At 63.6% G+C, this 15,956-nt stretch carries 16 protein-coding genes; 10 read left to right on the top strand and 6 right to left on the bottom strand.

The features are described 5' to 3' along the window. Window positions 1-4: 4 nt before the first annotated feature. Window positions 5-1,501, top strand: coding sequence for a sensor domain-containing diguanylate cyclase (locus VM94_RS01655; protein WP_235432788.1), 1,497 nt, complete (start codon window positions 5-7; stop codon window positions 1,499-1,501). A 1-nt stretch (window position 1,502) separates the two neighbouring features. On the opposite strand, the gene VM94_RS01650 is transcribed toward VM94_RS01655, so the two are convergent. From VM94_RS01650 to VM94_RS01625, 6 genes are all read right to left on the bottom strand, one after another. Beyond that, entirely contained in the window at window positions 1,503-2,330 is an 828-nt protein-coding gene (locus tag VM94_RS01650) for a Rossmann-like and DUF2520 domain-containing protein (protein WP_046681892.1), read from the bottom strand. A 9-nt stretch (window positions 2,331-2,339) separates the two neighbouring features. Then, entirely contained in the window at window positions 2,340-2,927 is a 588-nt protein-coding gene (locus VM94_RS01645) for a DUF924 family protein (protein WP_046681891.1), read from the bottom strand. Between the two features lie 16 nt (window positions 2,928-2,943). Further along, window positions 2,944-3,684: an MgtC/SapB family protein gene (locus tag VM94_RS01640; protein ID WP_046681890.1), complete on the bottom strand. Its 741-nt coding sequence runs from the start codon at window positions 3,682-3,684 to the stop codon at window positions 2,944-2,946. Continuing rightward, window positions 3,685-3,939: a hypothetical protein gene (locus VM94_RS01635; RefSeq protein WP_046681889.1), complete on the bottom strand. Its 255-nt coding sequence runs from the start codon at window positions 3,937-3,939 to the stop codon at window positions 3,685-3,687. Next, window positions 3,939-5,750 carry an aminopeptidase P family protein gene (locus VM94_RS01630; RefSeq protein ID WP_046681888.1) on the bottom strand — a complete coding sequence of 604 codons (1,812 nt, stop codon included), beginning with the start codon at window positions 5,748-5,750 and terminating at the stop codon, window positions 3,939-3,941. Before VM94_RS01630 ends, VM94_RS01635 begins: the two co-directional genes overlap by 1 nt. 82 nt (window positions 5,751-5,832) lie before the next feature. Continuing rightward, complete coding sequence (locus VM94_RS01625; RefSeq protein ID WP_046681887.1) at window positions 5,833-6,531, bottom strand: Crp/Fnr family transcriptional regulator; 699 nt, start codon at window positions 6,529-6,531, stop codon at window positions 5,833-5,835. A gap of 180 nt (window positions 6,532-6,711) precedes the next feature. Here VM94_RS01625 and VM94_RS01620 point away from each other — a divergent pair, with 180 nt between their 5' ends. The 9 genes from VM94_RS01620 to VM94_RS28795 all read left to right on the top strand — a co-directional run. Next, window positions 6,712-8,643, top strand: coding sequence for an AMP-binding protein (locus VM94_RS01620; protein WP_046681886.1), 1,932 nt, complete (start codon window positions 6,712-6,714; stop codon window positions 8,641-8,643). Between the two features lie 14 nt (window positions 8,644-8,657). Beyond that, window positions 8,658-9,473 carry an ABC transporter ATP-binding protein gene (locus tag VM94_RS01615; RefSeq protein ID WP_029496076.1) on the top strand — a complete coding sequence of 272 codons (816 nt, stop codon included), beginning with the start codon at window positions 8,658-8,660 and terminating at the stop codon, window positions 9,471-9,473. A gap of 19 nt (window positions 9,474-9,492) precedes the next feature. Next, window positions 9,493-10,389, top strand: a complete 897-nt coding sequence (locus VM94_RS01610) for a branched-chain amino acid ABC transporter permease (RefSeq protein ID WP_185982135.1) — start codon at window positions 9,493-9,495, stop codon at window positions 10,387-10,389. A 78-nt stretch (window positions 10,390-10,467) separates the two neighbouring features. After that, the gene (locus VM94_RS01605; protein WP_034752817.1) at window positions 10,468-11,526 is read left to right on the top strand and encodes a branched-chain amino acid ABC transporter permease; all 1,059 of its coding nucleotides are present in this window, start codon (window positions 10,468-10,470) and stop codon (window positions 11,524-11,526) included. Window positions 11,527-11,584: 58 nt separating this feature from the next. Next, a complete protein-coding gene (locus VM94_RS01600) occupies window positions 11,585-12,904 on the top strand; it encodes an ABC transporter substrate-binding protein (protein WP_034752814.1) in 1,320 nt (439 codons plus the stop codon). A gap of 127 nt (window positions 12,905-13,031) precedes the next feature. Beyond that, window positions 13,032-13,859: an ABC transporter ATP-binding protein gene (locus VM94_RS01595; protein WP_046681884.1), complete on the top strand. Its 828-nt coding sequence runs from the start codon at window positions 13,032-13,034 to the stop codon at window positions 13,857-13,859. Between the two features lie 16 nt (window positions 13,860-13,875). After that, a complete protein-coding gene (locus VM94_RS01590) occupies window positions 13,876-14,235 on the top strand; it encodes an MmcQ/YjbR family DNA-binding protein (RefSeq protein WP_046681883.1) in 360 nt (119 codons plus the stop codon). Then, on the top strand, window positions 14,232-15,488 hold the full coding sequence (locus VM94_RS01585; RefSeq protein WP_046681882.1) for a phenylacetate--CoA ligase family protein: 1,257 nt from the start codon (window positions 14,232-14,234) through the stop codon (window positions 15,486-15,488). The genes VM94_RS01590 and VM94_RS01585 overlap by 4 nt, the downstream gene beginning before the upstream one ends. Window positions 15,489-15,564: 76 nt before the next feature. After that, window positions 15,565-15,956: phosphoribosyltransferase family protein (locus VM94_RS28795; protein WP_046682080.1), on the top strand; the 392-nt coding region annotated here is incomplete at its 3' end.

Below are 15,956 nucleotides of genomic sequence, written 5' to 3'. Positions count from 1 at the left end.
TGGCTTGCGTCACGATAGCCTTCCCGCCGGCCACTCCCCCGTCTCCATGCGTCTTCTGTCGATCAAATACCGCCTGCTCATCCTCCTGACCCTGATCCTGGGTGCGGGCTTCATGGCGACCAGCCTGGCCAGCTACCTGGCCTCGCGCCAGGCCATTGAACACGGCATCGCCGACCAGACCCTGCCCCTGACGGGTGACAATATTTATTCGGAAATCCAGAAAGACATGCTGCGCCCCGTCTTCATTTCCTCGCTGATGGCGCACGACACCTTCGTGCGCGACTGGATACTGGCCGGCGAAAACAAGCCGGAACAGATCGTGCGCTACCTGGCCGAGGTCAAGAAGAAGTACGGCGCCATCACCAGCTTTCTCGTCTCGGACAAGAGCAGCAAATATTATTACGCGGAAGGCACCTTGAAATCCGTCAGCCCGCAGGCCACGCGCGACGTCTGGTACTACCGCGTGCGCGCCATGGACAAGAGCGACTATGAAACGAATGTCGACATCGACATGGCCAACCGCGACAGCATGACCATCTTCATCAACCACCGCGTGGTTGACTACGACGGCCAGTTCATCGGCGCCACCGGCATCGGCCTGACCCTGGACACCATGAGCCACATCATCGACCGCTACCAGGCGCGCTTCCACCGCAACATCTATTTCGTCGATGCCGCCGGCACGCTGGTGTTGGCGGGCAAGACCATGCGCAACGGGCGCGGCAACATCCGCAGCCTGCCCGGCGTGAGCGCCATTGCCGGGCAGATCATCAACCACCGCAGCGAACCGACGCATCTGTCGTACCAGCTGGGCCGCGCGGAAATCCTCGTCAACTCGCGTTTCATTCCCGAACTGGGCTGGTACCTGGTAGTCGAGCAGAATGTCAGCGACGAAGTCCAGTCGCTGCAGCGCGTGTTCATCTTCAACCTGGCCATCAGCTTTGGCGTGACCCTGCTGGTCTTGGGCTTGACCCTGCTGACGGTGAACCGCTACCAGCGCCGCATCGAGCGCATCGCCTCGACGGATGCGCTGACCGGTCTATTGAACCGCCAATCGCTGGAATTGCTGTTCCAGCGCGCCATGCTCCTGTCCAGGCGCAACGAGCAACCGATGTCCGCCATCCTCTTCGACATCGATTTCTTCAAGCGCGTCAACGATACGCACGGCCACCTGTGGGGCGACAAGGTCATCCGTGGCGTGGCCGACGTGGCGCGCGCCACCGTGCGCGAAAGCGACGTCATCACGCGCTGGGGCGGCGAGGAATATTTGGTACTGCTGAATAACTGCAGCCTGGCGCAAGCGGCGGAAGTGGCGGAAAACCTGCGCGCCGCCATCGAAGGCCACGATTTCGGCCTGCCCGCGCCGCAACTACCCGTGACGATCAGCCTGGGCGTGGCCGAGTACCGGCCGGAGGAGAGCGAATCGGCCTTCTTTTCGCGCGCCGACCGCGCCCTGTACCAGGCCAAGCATCACGGCCGCAACGGCGTGCACGCGGCCTGAGTCATCCGCCGCGCTTGCGCCTGGCCAGATCCTGCGTGGGCGCCACCAGCGCCCGGTACAACTCGCCCGTGGCGGCATCCCAGCTTTGCACGGCCAGCTGCTGGCGTTGCACGGTGGCCGAATCACCGCGGGCGATGGGACCGGACAGCGCCGGCGCGGCGCCCAGGCGGAATACATTGGCCACCGCTTCCGTCACCAGCGGCTGCGCCAGTTCGCGCGCCACCGGTTCGGGAATGCCGGCTGCCTGGTAAGCGCGCAAGGCGGCGTCAAGCACCGTCACCAGGTAATTGCTGGCGAAGACGGCGGCGGCGTGATACAGGGTCTTGGCGGCCGGATCAATGGGCACGGGGCGCGCGCCGATGGCATTCAGGGCCGGCGTGAGGAAGGCCAGCGCCAGCGGATCGCCTTCGACGCCGCAAAACGTGCCGTCGAAGGTGGCGGCCACCTGTGCCGGGTCGGCAAAGCTGCGGATCGGGTGGGCGCTGGCGACAAACGCGCCCGCCTGCGTGGCCGCCAGCAGCATGTTGGAGGCCAGCGCGCCGCTGCAGTGAAACACGATGGCGCCCGCCTGGCGTCCCTCGGCCACCAGCGCCGCGCAGGCCGGGCCGATCTGGTCGTCCGAGACGGCCAGCATGGTGACGTCGGCGTGGCGCAAGGCCACATAACTGTCGACAGGCGTGCCGGCGCCGATGAAAGCGACGGCCGCCTGCGCCGAGGCCACCGAGCGCGTCAGCACGTCCTGCACGGCGACACCTTCCACGCCGGCGAACAGCCGGCCCAGCACCTTGCCCACGTGGCCGGCGCCGATGATATTGAGTGTAACGTTCATGGCGATAGGCTAGAAACTCGATCCCGGCTGGCGCAGGAATTCCACCTCTTGCGGCGTGGAAGCGCGGCCCAGGATGGCGTTGCGGTGCGGGAAGCGGCCAAAGCGGGCGATTACTTCCTGGTGACGCTCGGCATAATCGAGCATGCCGTCAAAGCCGGGTTGCGCCTGCGACAGCAGCTGGAACAGCTCGACGGCGCGCGCCTGCATGGTCAGGTCTTCCGCATGTTCGAACGGCAGGTAGGCAAAAGCGCGCAGCATCGGCGGCAGTTGCCCGTCCTGCCCCGCTTGCGTCAAGGCAATGGCCAGCGCCAGCGCCTGAGCATCGCCGGCAAAGGCGCGCGGCGTGCCGCGATACACATTGCGCGTAAACTGGTCGAGCACGATGAGGCGCGCCAGCGCGCCGTGCGGCGTCGCATCCCACGCGCGCAAGCCGCCGTCGATGGCGGTACCGATCAGCGCGCCGAAACGCGCACGTATCTGCGCGTCGAAAGCGTCATCCTTGCGGAACCATTCCATGCGCGACTGGCCATGGCCGGGGTGATCCGGCGGCAAAAACCAGAAATCGAGTACCTCTTGGGCCTGTGCATCCATGTCCATCCTCTCGGCATCCGTATTAATTGCGGGCATGCGACAGCTGGAAGCCCGCGATGCCTTCGAAGGCGGCCAGTTCGGCCGACATGGCCGACAGGCTGGCGCCCGTGTTCTTGCCATGCGCGATGGCGACAAAGCGCCATTCCTGCATGCCTTCGTTGCTGCCGATGGTCAGCGAGCCGCCGGCGATGTCGTAGCCGCGCTTGGCGGCCATGCGCCGCAGCGCATCTTCGCGGGGAATGAACCCCTGGCGGAAGCGCATGGTGATGGCCACCGCGTGGCGCGACGGCAGCCAGTTCTCCAATTTTGACAGAAAAATCATCGCCATCGCGCACAGGAAGGCCAGGCCCATGGCCGACAGATAAAAGCCGATGCCCACCATGATGCCGATCACGGACGAGGCCCAGATCGAGGCGGCCGTCGTCAGGCCGCTGATATTGAAACCCTCGCGCATGATCACGCCGGCGCCAAGGAAACCCACGCCCGTGACGATGCCCTGGATCACGCGCGTAGGATCGCTGCCGACGATGGCGCCATGGCCGCCGTACCAGAACTCGGGATAGCCGCCCAGCACCGTCAGCGCGGCCGAGGCCATGCAGACCAGGCTGTAGGTGCGCATGCCTGCCGCGCGCCCGTGATACGAGCGTTCATAGCCCACCAGCAAGCCCAGCAGCAGCGCGCCCAGCAGGTTCAGCAGGATCACGCCATTCGTCGCCAGCTCGGCCGGCGACCAGTAGGCGCGCAGGAAGTCGATGGTCGGCATTTAATCCTGAGGCTTTTTCGTCAGTTGCTTTTCAAACGCCACATCGAGCTTGCTGACGCGGCGCGCCTTTTGCGGTCCCAGGCCATTGACGAAGGCGACAAAGGCATCGAGTTCCAGCGGCGGGCACAGAGGCGGCAAGCCGGGGCCTTCGGTGAGGAAAAACAGTTCATCGCCCGTGCGCGCCATCGTGTAGAGGCGGTTACCGGTGCGTTCCTTGAGCCGCTCGATGGCGGACGTGGCGCGGGTCGAGCGCATCAGATGGCTCCCGTGCGCTGTTCCAGCCACGCCAGCGCATCGCCGGACAACAGCGGCGCCAGGCGCGCACGCACGGTGGCGTGATACTCGTTGAGCCAGGCCGCCTCGTCGTCGCGCAACAGCGAGCGTTCCACGCAGCGCGTATCGATCGGGCACAGGGTCAATGTTTCGAAACGGAGGAATTCACCGAACTGCGTCGTCCCTGCGGGTACGTTGAGCACCAGGTTCTCGATGCGGATGCCCCACTGTCCCGGCCGGTAGATGCCCGGCTCGATGGAAGTGATCATGCCCGGTTCCATGGCCGTCTGCGGCTCCGGCATGGCGGACTGGGAAATCGATTGTGGCCCTTCATGCACGTTGAGGAAAAAGCCCACGCCGTGGCCCGTGCCATGCCCAAAGTCTATACCCTCGGCCCACAGCGGTGCGCGGGCAATCGCGTCGAGCATGGGCGACTTCACGCCGCGCGGGAACTGCGCGCGCGACAGGGCGATCATGCTGCGCAAGACCAGGGTGAAATCGCGCTTGTGCTCGGCAGTGATCGTGCCGACGGGGACGACGCGCGTGATGTCCGTCGTGCCGCCCCAATACTGGCCGCCCGAGTCGATCAGCAGCAAGCCGTCGCCTTCGATGGTCGCTGCCGTATCCGCATGCGCGTGGTAATGCATGATGGCGCCATGCGCATTGAAGCCGGCGATGGTGCCGAAACTGGGGCTGACAAAGTGCGCGCGGCGGGCGCGGGCGGCCGTCAGGTGCTCGTCGACGCCGATTTCCGTCAACGGCGTGCGCTGCGGGTCGGCCAGGGTGGCGTCCAGCCAGCTGAAAAATTCGCACAGGGCGGCGCCGTCCTGCTCCATGGCGGCGCGCACATGCGCCGCTTCGCCGTCCGTCTTGCGCGACTTGGTCAGGGTGGTCGGGTTGATGGCTTCGACCACCCGTACGCCCTCGGCCACGGCCTGGCGCGTACCGAACGTGATGCGGCGCGGATCGAGCAGCAAGGTGGTGCCAGCAGGCAAGGCGGCCAGCGCGGCCGCCGCGCGGTCATACGCGGCCACGTCCACGCCCTCGCTTTCCAGGGTGGCGCGCAGGGCGGAGGCTACTTTGCCGTCGGCGACGAACAGGGTGGCGCGCTCCGGTCCCACCAGCGCATGCGCGAGGAAGACGGGGTTGTAACTGACGTCGGCGCCGCGCAGGTTGAACAGGTACGCGATATCGTCGAGCGTGGAAATCACATGGTGGCTGGCGCCGTGGGCCGCCATGCCGGCGCGCAGGGCCGCCAGTTTCTGCGTGCGCGACAGCGACGGATACGCGGCCGCATGTTCAAGCACGGGCGCGGCCGGCATGGCCGGGCGTTCCGGCCACACGGCTTGCAGCACGTCGGTGTCGGTGCGCAGGGTCACTTGCCCGCCCAGCGCCTGCTGCAGCAATCGCGCATTGGCCAGGCCCAGCACGGCGCCGTCGACGGCCACCGTCTGCCCCGGCTGCATGGTTTCGCCCAGCCAGTCGATATACAGCACGCTGGCGCCGGACGGGATTTTCTTCAGGACGATGCCGCTGCCGGCCAGTTCCTCTTCCGCCTGCTCCCAGTAGCGGCCATCGGTCCACACGCCGGCAAAATCCTGCGTCACGACCAGGGTGCCGACGGAACCCGTAAAGCCCGACAGCCATTCGCGACCCTGCCAGCGCGCCGGCAGGTACTCGGACAAATGCGGGTCGGCCGATGGCACGATCAGCGCATCGATCCGCTGCGCGCGCATGGCGGCACGCAGCTCGGTCAAACGGGAGGCGGGAGTACTCTGAACGGATGTCTGCATGGCGGCGAGAAGGTGCGTGCTGGGAAGTGTCTATGATACCGCGATTAGCCAGGCACTTGCAGAGTGCTCCGGCAGCGCGACCTCATTCTGCATCATCGGCCTCGTAGCGGCGCAAGCCTTCCAGGTCCAGCACGCGGATGCCGCCGTAATCAAGGCGCAATAAACCCTTTTTTTCCAGCACCTGCAAGGCCTGGTTGGCGCGCTGGCGCGAGGAACCGGACAGCAGGCCGATTTCTTCCTGCGACAGTTGCACCAGGGTGTCCACGCTCGGGTACAGGTGCGAGTGGAACATCGACGCCAGGCAGCGCGCCACGCGCGTGTTCAGGTCCAGCAGGCGTTCGTTTTCCACCATGCCGATGAACTGGCCCAGGCGCTCATTGAGCTGCATCAGCAGGAAGCGCGTAAATGGCAGGCTCGTTTCCAGCAGCCAGTGGAAGGTGGTGGCAGGCAAGCGCGCCACGCGCGTATCGCGCACGGCGATGGTGTCGTATTTGCGCATCTCGCGCTTGAGCAGCGAACCTTCGCCGAACCAGCTGCCCGGTGACAAGCCCGTAAACGTCATGGCCTTGCCGGAAGCGGAAAAATTATTCATCTTGACCATGCCGCTGATGACGCCGATCCAGTTGTCCACCGGCTCGCCCTTGCGGCAGACAAAGCCGCCTTTCGGCACGAAAGTCTCGAACACATCGGCCTCGACCCGGGCCATTTGCACGGGATCGAGCAGCTGCGCCCAGTGGGCCGCGCGCACGGCATCCTTGAGGCTGATATCAGGATTGATCATTGTGCGATGCACCATCGAAAAGTGGGTAAATGTCCCCGAAAAGACAACTTGGCAAACTAACGCAGGCTACTATCATTGCACAAACGCCTTACACATAAAAAACACAGAGCGCCATCCAACGAGGTGGGGCCTGAGACAAGCAACAGGGAGACACTGGTGCAAACGAATACCACAGCAGCAATGCCGACTTTTCCGCGGCGCTTATTGCAACACGGGACAGTACGATCCGACAAGCCCGCATTTCGCGAAAAATACCTGGGCATCTGGCAAACCTGGACCTGGTCCGAGGTGAACGAGGAAGTGCGCGCGCTGGCCTGCGGCCTGGCCGCCATCGGCTTCCAGAGCGGCATGAACCTGGCCATCATCGGCGACAACCGTCCCCGCCTGTACTGGGCCATGCTGGCCGCGCAAAGCCTGGGCGGCGTGCCCGTGCCACTGTACCAGGACGCGCCGGCCGCCGACATGGCCTACGTGCTGCAGGATGCGGAAATCCGCTACGCCATCGTCGAAGACCAGGAGCAGGTCGACAAGCTGCTCGAACTCAAGGCCCTGTATCCGCACGTCGCCCACATCGCCTATGACGATGAACGGGGCATGCGCCATTACCGCCAGCCGGAGCTGACGTCCTTTGCCGCCCTGCAGGTGCTGGGCCGGGCCTACGACCGCGAACATCCGGGCTTTTTCGACGCCGCCGTGGCAGCGGGCCAAGGCAGCGACTCGGCCGTGATCCTGTACACCTCGGGCACCACGGGCAAGCCGAAGGGCGTGTGCCAGAGCCATACGGCGCTGCTGGCAGCCGGCGAAGGCGGCGTCGCCTTCGACAAGCTCACCGACAATGAAGACATCCTGTCCTACCTGCCCATGGCGTGGGTCGGCGACTGCCTGTTCTCGCTGGCGCAAGCCATGGTGGCGGGCTTCACCGTCAACTGCCCCGAATCGGGCGACACGGTGATGATCGACATGCGCGAAATCGGCCCCACCTGCTACTTTGCGCCGCCGCGCGTGTTCGAGAACATGCTCACCAGCGTGATGATACGCATGGAAGACGCGAGCAGCATCAAGCGCCGCATGTTCAGCCATTTCATGGACGTGGCCAAGCGCTGCGGCGCGCAGATCCTCGATGGCAAGCCCGTGCCGCTGGCAGACCGCATCAGCTACAAGCTGGGCGAGCTGCTCGTCTACGGCCCCCTGAAAAACGTGCTGGGACTGTCGCGCGTTCGCGTCGCCTACACGGCCGGCGCCGCCATCGGCCCCGACCTGTTCCGCTTCTACCGCTCCATCGGCGTCAACCTCAAGCAGCTGTACGGCTCGACCGAAACCTGCGCCTATGTGTGTCTGCAACCGGACGGCAATATCAAGTTCGACAGCGTCGGTTTGCCCGCGCCGGGCGTGGAAGTCAAGCTGGCGGCCAATGGCGAAGTGCTGGTCAAGTCGCCCGCCACCATGAGCGGCTACTTCAAGCGTCCCGACGCCACGGCCGAAGTGATCGACGATCACGGCTACTTCCATACGGGCGACGCGGGCGTGTTCGACAGCGAAGGCCATCTGAAAATCATCGACCGCGCGGCCGACGTGGGCAAGATGAATTGCGGCGCCATGTTCGCGCCCAACTACATCGAAAACAAGCTCAAGTTCTTCCCCTTCATCAAGGAAGTGGTGGCCTTCGGCCATGCGCGCGACCAGGTGTGCGCCTTCATCAACATCGACATCGAAGCGGTGGGCAACTGGTCCGAGCGGCGCGGCATCGCCTACTCCGGCTACACGGACCTGGCGGCGCGCGCCGAAACCTATGGCCTGATCCGCGACTGCATCGAGCAAGTCAACGCGGAACTGGCGGCCGACCCCTTGATGGACCGCACGCAGGTGCACCGCTTCCTCGTGCTGCACAAGGAACTCGATCCGGACGACGACGAGCTGACGCGCACGCGCAAGGTGCGCCGCAAATTCATCGCCGAAAAGTACGCGGTGCTCATTTCTGCCCTGTATGAAGGCAAGACAACGCAATACATCGAGACCCAGGTGAAATTCGAGGATGGCCGCACCGGTTCGACCAGCGCCGACTTGCAGATCTGGGACAGCAAAACGTACCGGCCCCAGGGCCTGGCCGCATGATGGAGCACAGCACGATGCAAATGAACGAACCCGACGCCCATTTCGGCACGGCCCGCAAGACGGGCCCCGTGATCCTCGACCTGAAGAACATCTCGCTGTCGTTCGGCGGCGTGAAAGCGCTGACGGACATCTCCTTCGACGTCAAGCAGCATGAAATCCGCGCCATCATCGGCCCGAACGGCGCCGGCAAAAGCTCGATGCTCAACGTGATCAATGGCGTGTACCGCCCGCAGCAGGGCGAGATCATCTACCGCGGCGAGCACCGGCGCGGCATGGATTGCTATGCGGCCGCCAAGTCCGGCATCGCGCGCACCTTCCAGAACATCGCCCTCTTCAAAGGCATGACGGTGCTAGACAACATCATGACGGGGCGCAACCTCAAGATGAAGTCGAATTTCCTGCTGCAAGCCCTGTACTGGGGCCCGGCGCGGCGCGAGGAAATCGAGCACCGCAAGAAGGCCGAAGAGATCATCGACTTCCTGGAAATCCAGGCCATCCGCAAGACGCCCGTGGGGCGCCTGCCCTACGGCTTGCAAAAGCGCGTGGAACTGGGCCGCGCGCTGGTGGCCGAACCTGAAATTTTGCTGCTGGACGAACCGATGGCCGGCATGAACGTGGAAGAAAAGCAGGACATGTGCCGCTTCATCCTCGACGTCAACGACCAGCTGGGCACGACCATCGTGCTGATCGAGCACGACATGGGCGTGGTGATGGATATCTCCGACCGCGTGGTGGTGCTCGATTACGGCAAGAAGATCGGCGACGGCACGCCCGACGAGGTGCGCAGCAACCAGGATGTCATCAACGCCTATCTCGGCGTGGCGCACTAGACGAGGAATAGCAATGAATATCAATTTTTTCTTTGAAGTGCTGATCGGCGGCCTGCTGTCGGGCGTCATGTACGCGCTGGTGGCGATCGGCTTCGTGCTGATCTACAAGGCCTCGGGCGTGTTCAATTTTGCGCAGGGAGCGATGGTGTTTTTCGCCGCCCTCACCTGCGTCGGCATCATGGACAAGTTCGGCCTGTCGCTGTGGCTGGCCATCCCGCTGACGATGGTGACCATGATCGTGCTGGGCATGGCGATTGAAAAAGTCGTCTTGCGGCCCCTCGTCAACCAGCCCGAAATCACGCTGTTCATGGCCACCATCGGCCTGACCTTTTTCATCGAAGGCCTGGCGCAGCTGATGTGGGGCTCGCAGGTGCACAAGCTGGACCTGCCCATCGAAGACGTGCCGATGCCCTTCCTGATGGACCATTTCAATATCATCGTCTCGCAGTTCGACGTGGTGGCGGCCGGCATCTGCGCGCTGCTGGTGATCTGCCTGGCCTTGCTGTTCTCGAAAACCAAGGTGGGCCGCGCCTTGCGCGCCGTCGCCGACGACCACCAGGCGGCGCTGGCCGTGGGCATCCCGCTGCAGCGCATCTGGGCCGTCGTGTGGGGCGTGGCGGGCCTGGTGGCCATGGTAGCCGGCTTGCTGTGGGGTGCGCGCAACGGGGTGCAGTTCGCCCTCACCTTCATCGCCCTGAAAGCGCTGCCCGTGCTGATCCTCGGCGGCTTTACGTCGGTGCCGGGCGCCATCGTCGGTGGCCTGATCATCGGCGCGTCGGAAAAACTGGCCGAGGTCTACCTCGGCCCCATGGTGGGCGGCGGCATCGAAGGCTGGTTCCCGTATGTGCTGGCCCTGCTGTTCCTGCTGGTGCGCCCGGAAGGCCTGTTCGGCGAGAAGATCATCCGGCGAATATAAGGCCCCAAGAGCATCGTAGGTCGGATTAGCCGAAGGCGTAATCCGACAAACACCCCAACAGCCAGTAAAGGACACGCCATGATTTACCGTGAAGCAGGACAATTCAAGACCAGCTACCAGGCTGACAACCAGATTTTCCCGATCAGGCAAGACCGCCTGGCGCTGACGGCCACGCTCCTCGTCGCCGTCTTCCTCCTGCCGTATTTCGCCTCGCCCTACATGCTGTCGGCGATCCTGATCCCCTTCCTGATCTTCGCGCTGGCGGCGCTGGGCCTGAACATCCTGACCGGTTACGCGGGCCAGCTGTCGCTGGGCACGGCCGCCTTCATGGCCGTGGGCGCGTTTGCCTCGTATAACTTCATGGCTCGCCTGCCTGGCTTGCCGCTGCTCGTGTCCTTCATCCTCGGCGGCCTGTGCGCGGCCATGGTGGGCATCGCCTTCGGCCTGCCCTCCTTGCGCATCCGCGGCTTTTACCTGGCCGCCTCCACCCTGGCGACGCAGTTCTTTGTCGTCTGGTGCCTGACCAAGATCCCGTATCTGACCAACTACAGCTCCTCGGGCGTGATCACGGTGCAGAAGATGACCATCCTCGGTTACCAGTTCGATACGCCGCAAAGCAAATACCTGCTGGTGCTGGCCATCGTCGCCGGCATGGCGCTGCTGGCCAAGAACATGATCCGCTCCAACGTGGGCCGCTCGTGGATGGCCGTGCGCGACATGGACATGGCGGCCGAAGTGATCGGTTTCAGATTGATGCGCACCAAGCTGCTGGCGTTTGCCGTCAGCTCCTTCTACTGCGGCGTGGCCGGCGCCCTGTATGCGTATGCCTACCTGGGCACGGTGGAACCGGAAGCGTACAACCTGGACCTGTCCTTCCGCATCCTGTTCATGATCATCATCGGCGGCGTCGGTTCGATTCTGGGCTCCTTCCTCGGCGCGGCCTTCATCGTGCTGCTGCCCGTCTTCCTGAACACCATCGCGCATGGCCTGGCATTGCCGACCAGCGTGGCTTCGAACCTGGAACTGATGGTGTTCGGCGCGCTGATCATTTTCTTCCTGATCGTCGAGCCGCACGGCCTGGCCAGGCTGTGGCAGATCGCGAAGGAAAAATTGAGACTCTGGCCCTTCCCCCATTAAGTTTTTGCAGTCGATGTCGGTTCACTTGAATACCAAATAAAACAAGAGGAGACACACAATGAAACACATCAAATCGCTCATGCTGGCCGCCGCCATCGCCAGTGCCGCACTCACCATGGCAGGCAGCGCGCAGGCGCAGGACAAGGAACAGTACATCGCCCTGCCGTCCTACCGCGTGGGTCCTTACGCGGCCGGCGGCTCCGGTTTCTACGGCGGCATCATCGATTACTTCAACCTGGTCAACCAGGCCGGCGGCGTCAATGGCGTGAAAATCAGCTGGGAAGAATGCGAAACCGAATACAACCCGTCGCGCGGCGTCGAATGCTATGAACGCCTGAAAACCAAGCAGGGCGGCGCCACCCTGGTCGAAACCCTGTCCACGGGCGTCGCCTACGGCATCCTCGACCGCGTGGCGCAAGACAAGATCCCCATGACGATGATCGGCTACGGCCGCTCGGACGCCGCCAACGGCAAGGTCTTCCCGTATGTGTATCCGCTGATCTCGAGCTACTGGAGCCAGGCCGCCGCCATGATCAAGTACCTGGGCGACAAGGATGGCGGCATGGACAAGCTGAAAGGCAAGAAGATCGTCCACCTGTACCACGATTCGGCCTTCGGCAAGGAGCCGTTGCCCGTGCTCGAAGCGCTGTCGAAACAGTACGGCTTCGAACTGGTAAAAATTCCCGTCGCGCCGCCAGGCAGCGAACAGCAATCGCAATGGCTGCAAATCCGCCAGGCCAAGCCGGACCACGTGATCCTGTGGGGCTGGGGCGTCATGAATTCCGTTGCCATCAAGACGGCGCAGCGCAACGGCTTCCCGCGCGACAAAATGCTGGGCGTCTGGTGGGCCGGCTCCGAGGAAGACACGATTCCATCGGGTGACGCGGCCAAGGGCTACACGGCGATGACGTTCAATACCCCGGGCAACTACCCCGTGCTCGACGACATCCGCAAGAAACTCTACGCGTCCGGCAAGGGCAACCTGTCCGACCAGTCGCGCATCGGCTCCGTTTACCACATGCGCGGCGTAACGGCCGGCATCCTGTGGGTGGAAGCGATCCGCGTGGCGCAGGAGAAATTCGGCAAGGGCAAACCGATCACGGGCGAGCAGATGCGCTGGGGCCTGGAAAACCTGAACGTCGACGACGCGCGCCAGAAGGCCGTGGGCGCGCTGGGCATGTTCCCCACCGTGAAAACCAGCTGCGACGATCATGAAGGCTCGGGCGCCGTCAAAGTGCAGCAGTGGGATGGCAAGAAGTGGACCGCCATCACGCCGAAATGGATCGTCGGCGACAAGGCCCTGGTGCGCAAGCTGGTCGAGGAATCGTCGGGCAAGTACGCCGAAGAGAAAAAGATCACGCCGGCGTGCATGAAATAAGCCGCGTTCGGGATGGTGTCGGGTTACGCGCTACGCGCTAACCCGACCTACCTGGATACGACGTAGGTCGGATTAGGCCGCAGGCCGTAATCCGACAAGCACCACCACCTATGAAAACGAAGCAGCCATGAACCATACTGCCACTGAAACACCGCCGCCCTACCTGTCGGTGAACAACATCGAAGTCATCTACGACCACGTGATCCTGGTCCTGAAGGGCGTGTCACTGCAAGTCCCGCAGGGCAAGATCGTGGCGCTCCTGGGCGCCAACGGCGCCGGCAAGTCGACCACCCTGAAAACCATCTCGACCCTGCTGCGCGGCGAACGCGGTGACGTCACCAAGGGCGAAGTCCAGTTCAAGGGCGAACGCGTGGACCAATTGACGCCGAATGAACTGGTCAAGCGGGGCCTGTCGCAAGTGATGGAAGGGCGCCACTGTTTCGGCCACCTGACCATCGAGGAAAACCTCTTGACCGGCGCCTATACGCGCAGCCTGTCGCGCGGCGAGCTGAAAGACGCGCTGGACAAGGTCTACCACTACTTTCCGCGCCTGAAAACCCGGCGCAGCAGCCAGGCCGGCTATACCTCGGGCGGCGAGCAGCAGATGTGCGCCATCGGCCGCGCGCTGATGGCCAAGCCGTCGATGATTTTATTGGACGAGCCGTCGATGGGCATCGCACCGCAGATCGTCGAAGAGATCTTCGGCATCGTGAAGGATTTGAACCACAAGGAAAACGTGTCTTTCCTGCTGGCCGAACAGAACACCAACGTGGCCCTGCGCTACGCCGACTTCGGCTACATCCTGGAAAACGGCAGAGTCGTGATGGAAGGGCAAGCGCAGGAACTGGCCAGCAACGAAGACGTCAAAGAGTTTTACCTGGGCGTGTCCAGCGCCGGGCGCAAGAGCTTTCGCGACATGAAGTTCTACCGCCGCCGCAAGCGCTGGCTGGCCTGATATCGGAGCTGCCGTCATGGACCTGGAACGGGCGAAGCAAGTGTGCCGCGGCTTTCCCGGCGCGACAGAAGACATCAAGTGGAGCAACGTGCTGGCGTTTTCTGTCGGTGGCCGCCTGTTCGCGCTATGCGGCGCGGAAGCGCACAGCACGCGCGGCATGAGCTTCAAGGTCGATGCGGAGCGCTTCCTGGAACTGACGGACCGTCCCGGTTTTCGCCCGGCGCCCTATCTGGCGCGGGCCAAATGGGTGCTCGTCGCCAGTCCCGACGCCCTCGACGACGACGAAATGGCCGCCCTGCTGCACCGCTCATACAGCCTGATTTTTGCGGGGCTGACGAAAAAAATGCAACGTGACATTGGAGAATCCGCAACATGACCGATACGCTCGACAGTCTGGAAGCACGCGCCCCCGAAGCGCGCGAACGCGAATTGATGGCCGGCCTGCCGCAGCTGATCGCGCGCGCGCAACAGGCGCCGGGCTGGGCCCGCATCCTCGATGGCGTCAACGCGGCCGACATCACCAGCCGCGCCGCGCTGGCGCAGCTGCCCGTCACGCGCAAATCCGACCTCAAGCAATTGCAGCACGACGCGCTGCCGTTCGGCGGCTTGAACACGACGCCGAAAAATGCCCTGTCGCGCGTGTTCGTCTCGCCCGGTCCCATCTTCGATCCGGAAGGCCGCGGCCCAGACTGGTGGCGCTTCGCGCGGCCCATGTATGCAGCCGGCGTGCGCGCCGGCGGCTTGCTGCAGAATTGTTTTTCGTACCACTTCACACCGGCCGCCTTCATGGTCGAAGGGGGCGCCGCGCGCATCGGCTGCACCGTCATCCCGGCCGGCATCGGGCAGACGGAAATGCAGGTGCAGGCGATGGTCGACCTGAAGCCGGATACGTATATCGGCACGCCGTCATTTTTAAAACTGATCATCGAAAAGGCGCGCGAAATGGGCGCCGACATCAGCAGCGTCACCAAGGCCGTGATGGGCGCCGAAGCCTTGCCCGAATCCCTGCGCAGCTGGTTTGCCGCGAACGGCGTGCCGCACGTGTTCCAGACCTATGCCTCGGCCGATATCGGCAGCATCGCCTATGAGACGGCCAGCAATGGCAAGCTCAATCCGGGCATGGTGATCGATGAAAACGTGCTGCTGGAAATCGTCCACCCGGGCAGCGGCATTCCCGTCGCGCCGGGCGAAGTGGGCGAAGTCGTCGTCACCGTCTTCAATGCCGACTACCCGCTGATCCGCTTTGCCACGGGCGATCTGTCGGCCGTGCTGGTCAATACGCCTGAGTCGCCGTGCGGACGCACGAATACGCGCATCAAAGGCTGGATGGGACGCGCCGATCAAACCACCAAGGTGCGCGCCATGTTCGTGCATCCGTCGCAAGTGCATGAAATCGCGCGCCGCCACCCGCAAATCAAGAAGGCGCGGCTGGTGGTGTCGGGCCGCATGGCCAACGACGAGATGGCTTTGCATTGCGAAGTCGATAATCCCCATGACGCCAGCGGCACCGAGGCCATCATCGGCTCGATCCGCGAACTGACCAAGCTGCGCGGCGACGTAGTGCTGGTGGCCGTGGGCAGCCTGGCGCAGGATGGGAAAATAATCGACGATGTGCGCGATTACAGCTAGGCGTAGCGCACGGATGGCGTTTGCGGGATAATACCCGCATTCATCATCAGCCCCATTCATCGCCATGCAAGAGTCCATGCAAGAATTTCATCACAATCGTGCCCGTGACCTGATCAAGAACGCGGAACTGCTGTTCGACCAAGACGCCGTGCAGGCGTCGATCACGCGCATGGCCGATGTGCTCAACACGCGCTTCAACGCCGAGGACTCGAAAGAGTTCCCGCTGGTGCTGGGCGTGATGGGCGGCGCCGTCGTGTTTACGGGCAGCCTGCTGCCGCAACTGAGCTTTCCGCTCGAATTCGACTACATCCACGTGAGCCGCTACGGCGACGACGACAAGGGTGGCGAAGTGGTGTGGAAAGTCATCCCCCGCTCGAATGTTGCGGGCCGCACCGTCATCGTGCTCGACGATATTCTCGACGAAGGCGAAACCCTCGCGCACGTCAAGCAGCGCCTGCTGGACATGGG

Source organism: Janthinobacterium sp. KBS0711, assembly GCF_000988085.1.
GTDB classification, from domain to species: domain Bacteria; phylum Pseudomonadota; class Gammaproteobacteria; order Burkholderiales; family Burkholderiaceae_D; genus Janthinobacterium; species Janthinobacterium lividum_E.
Note: the sequence above shows the minus strand (reverse complement) of the source record. Positions and strands in the feature narration are given on the sequence as shown.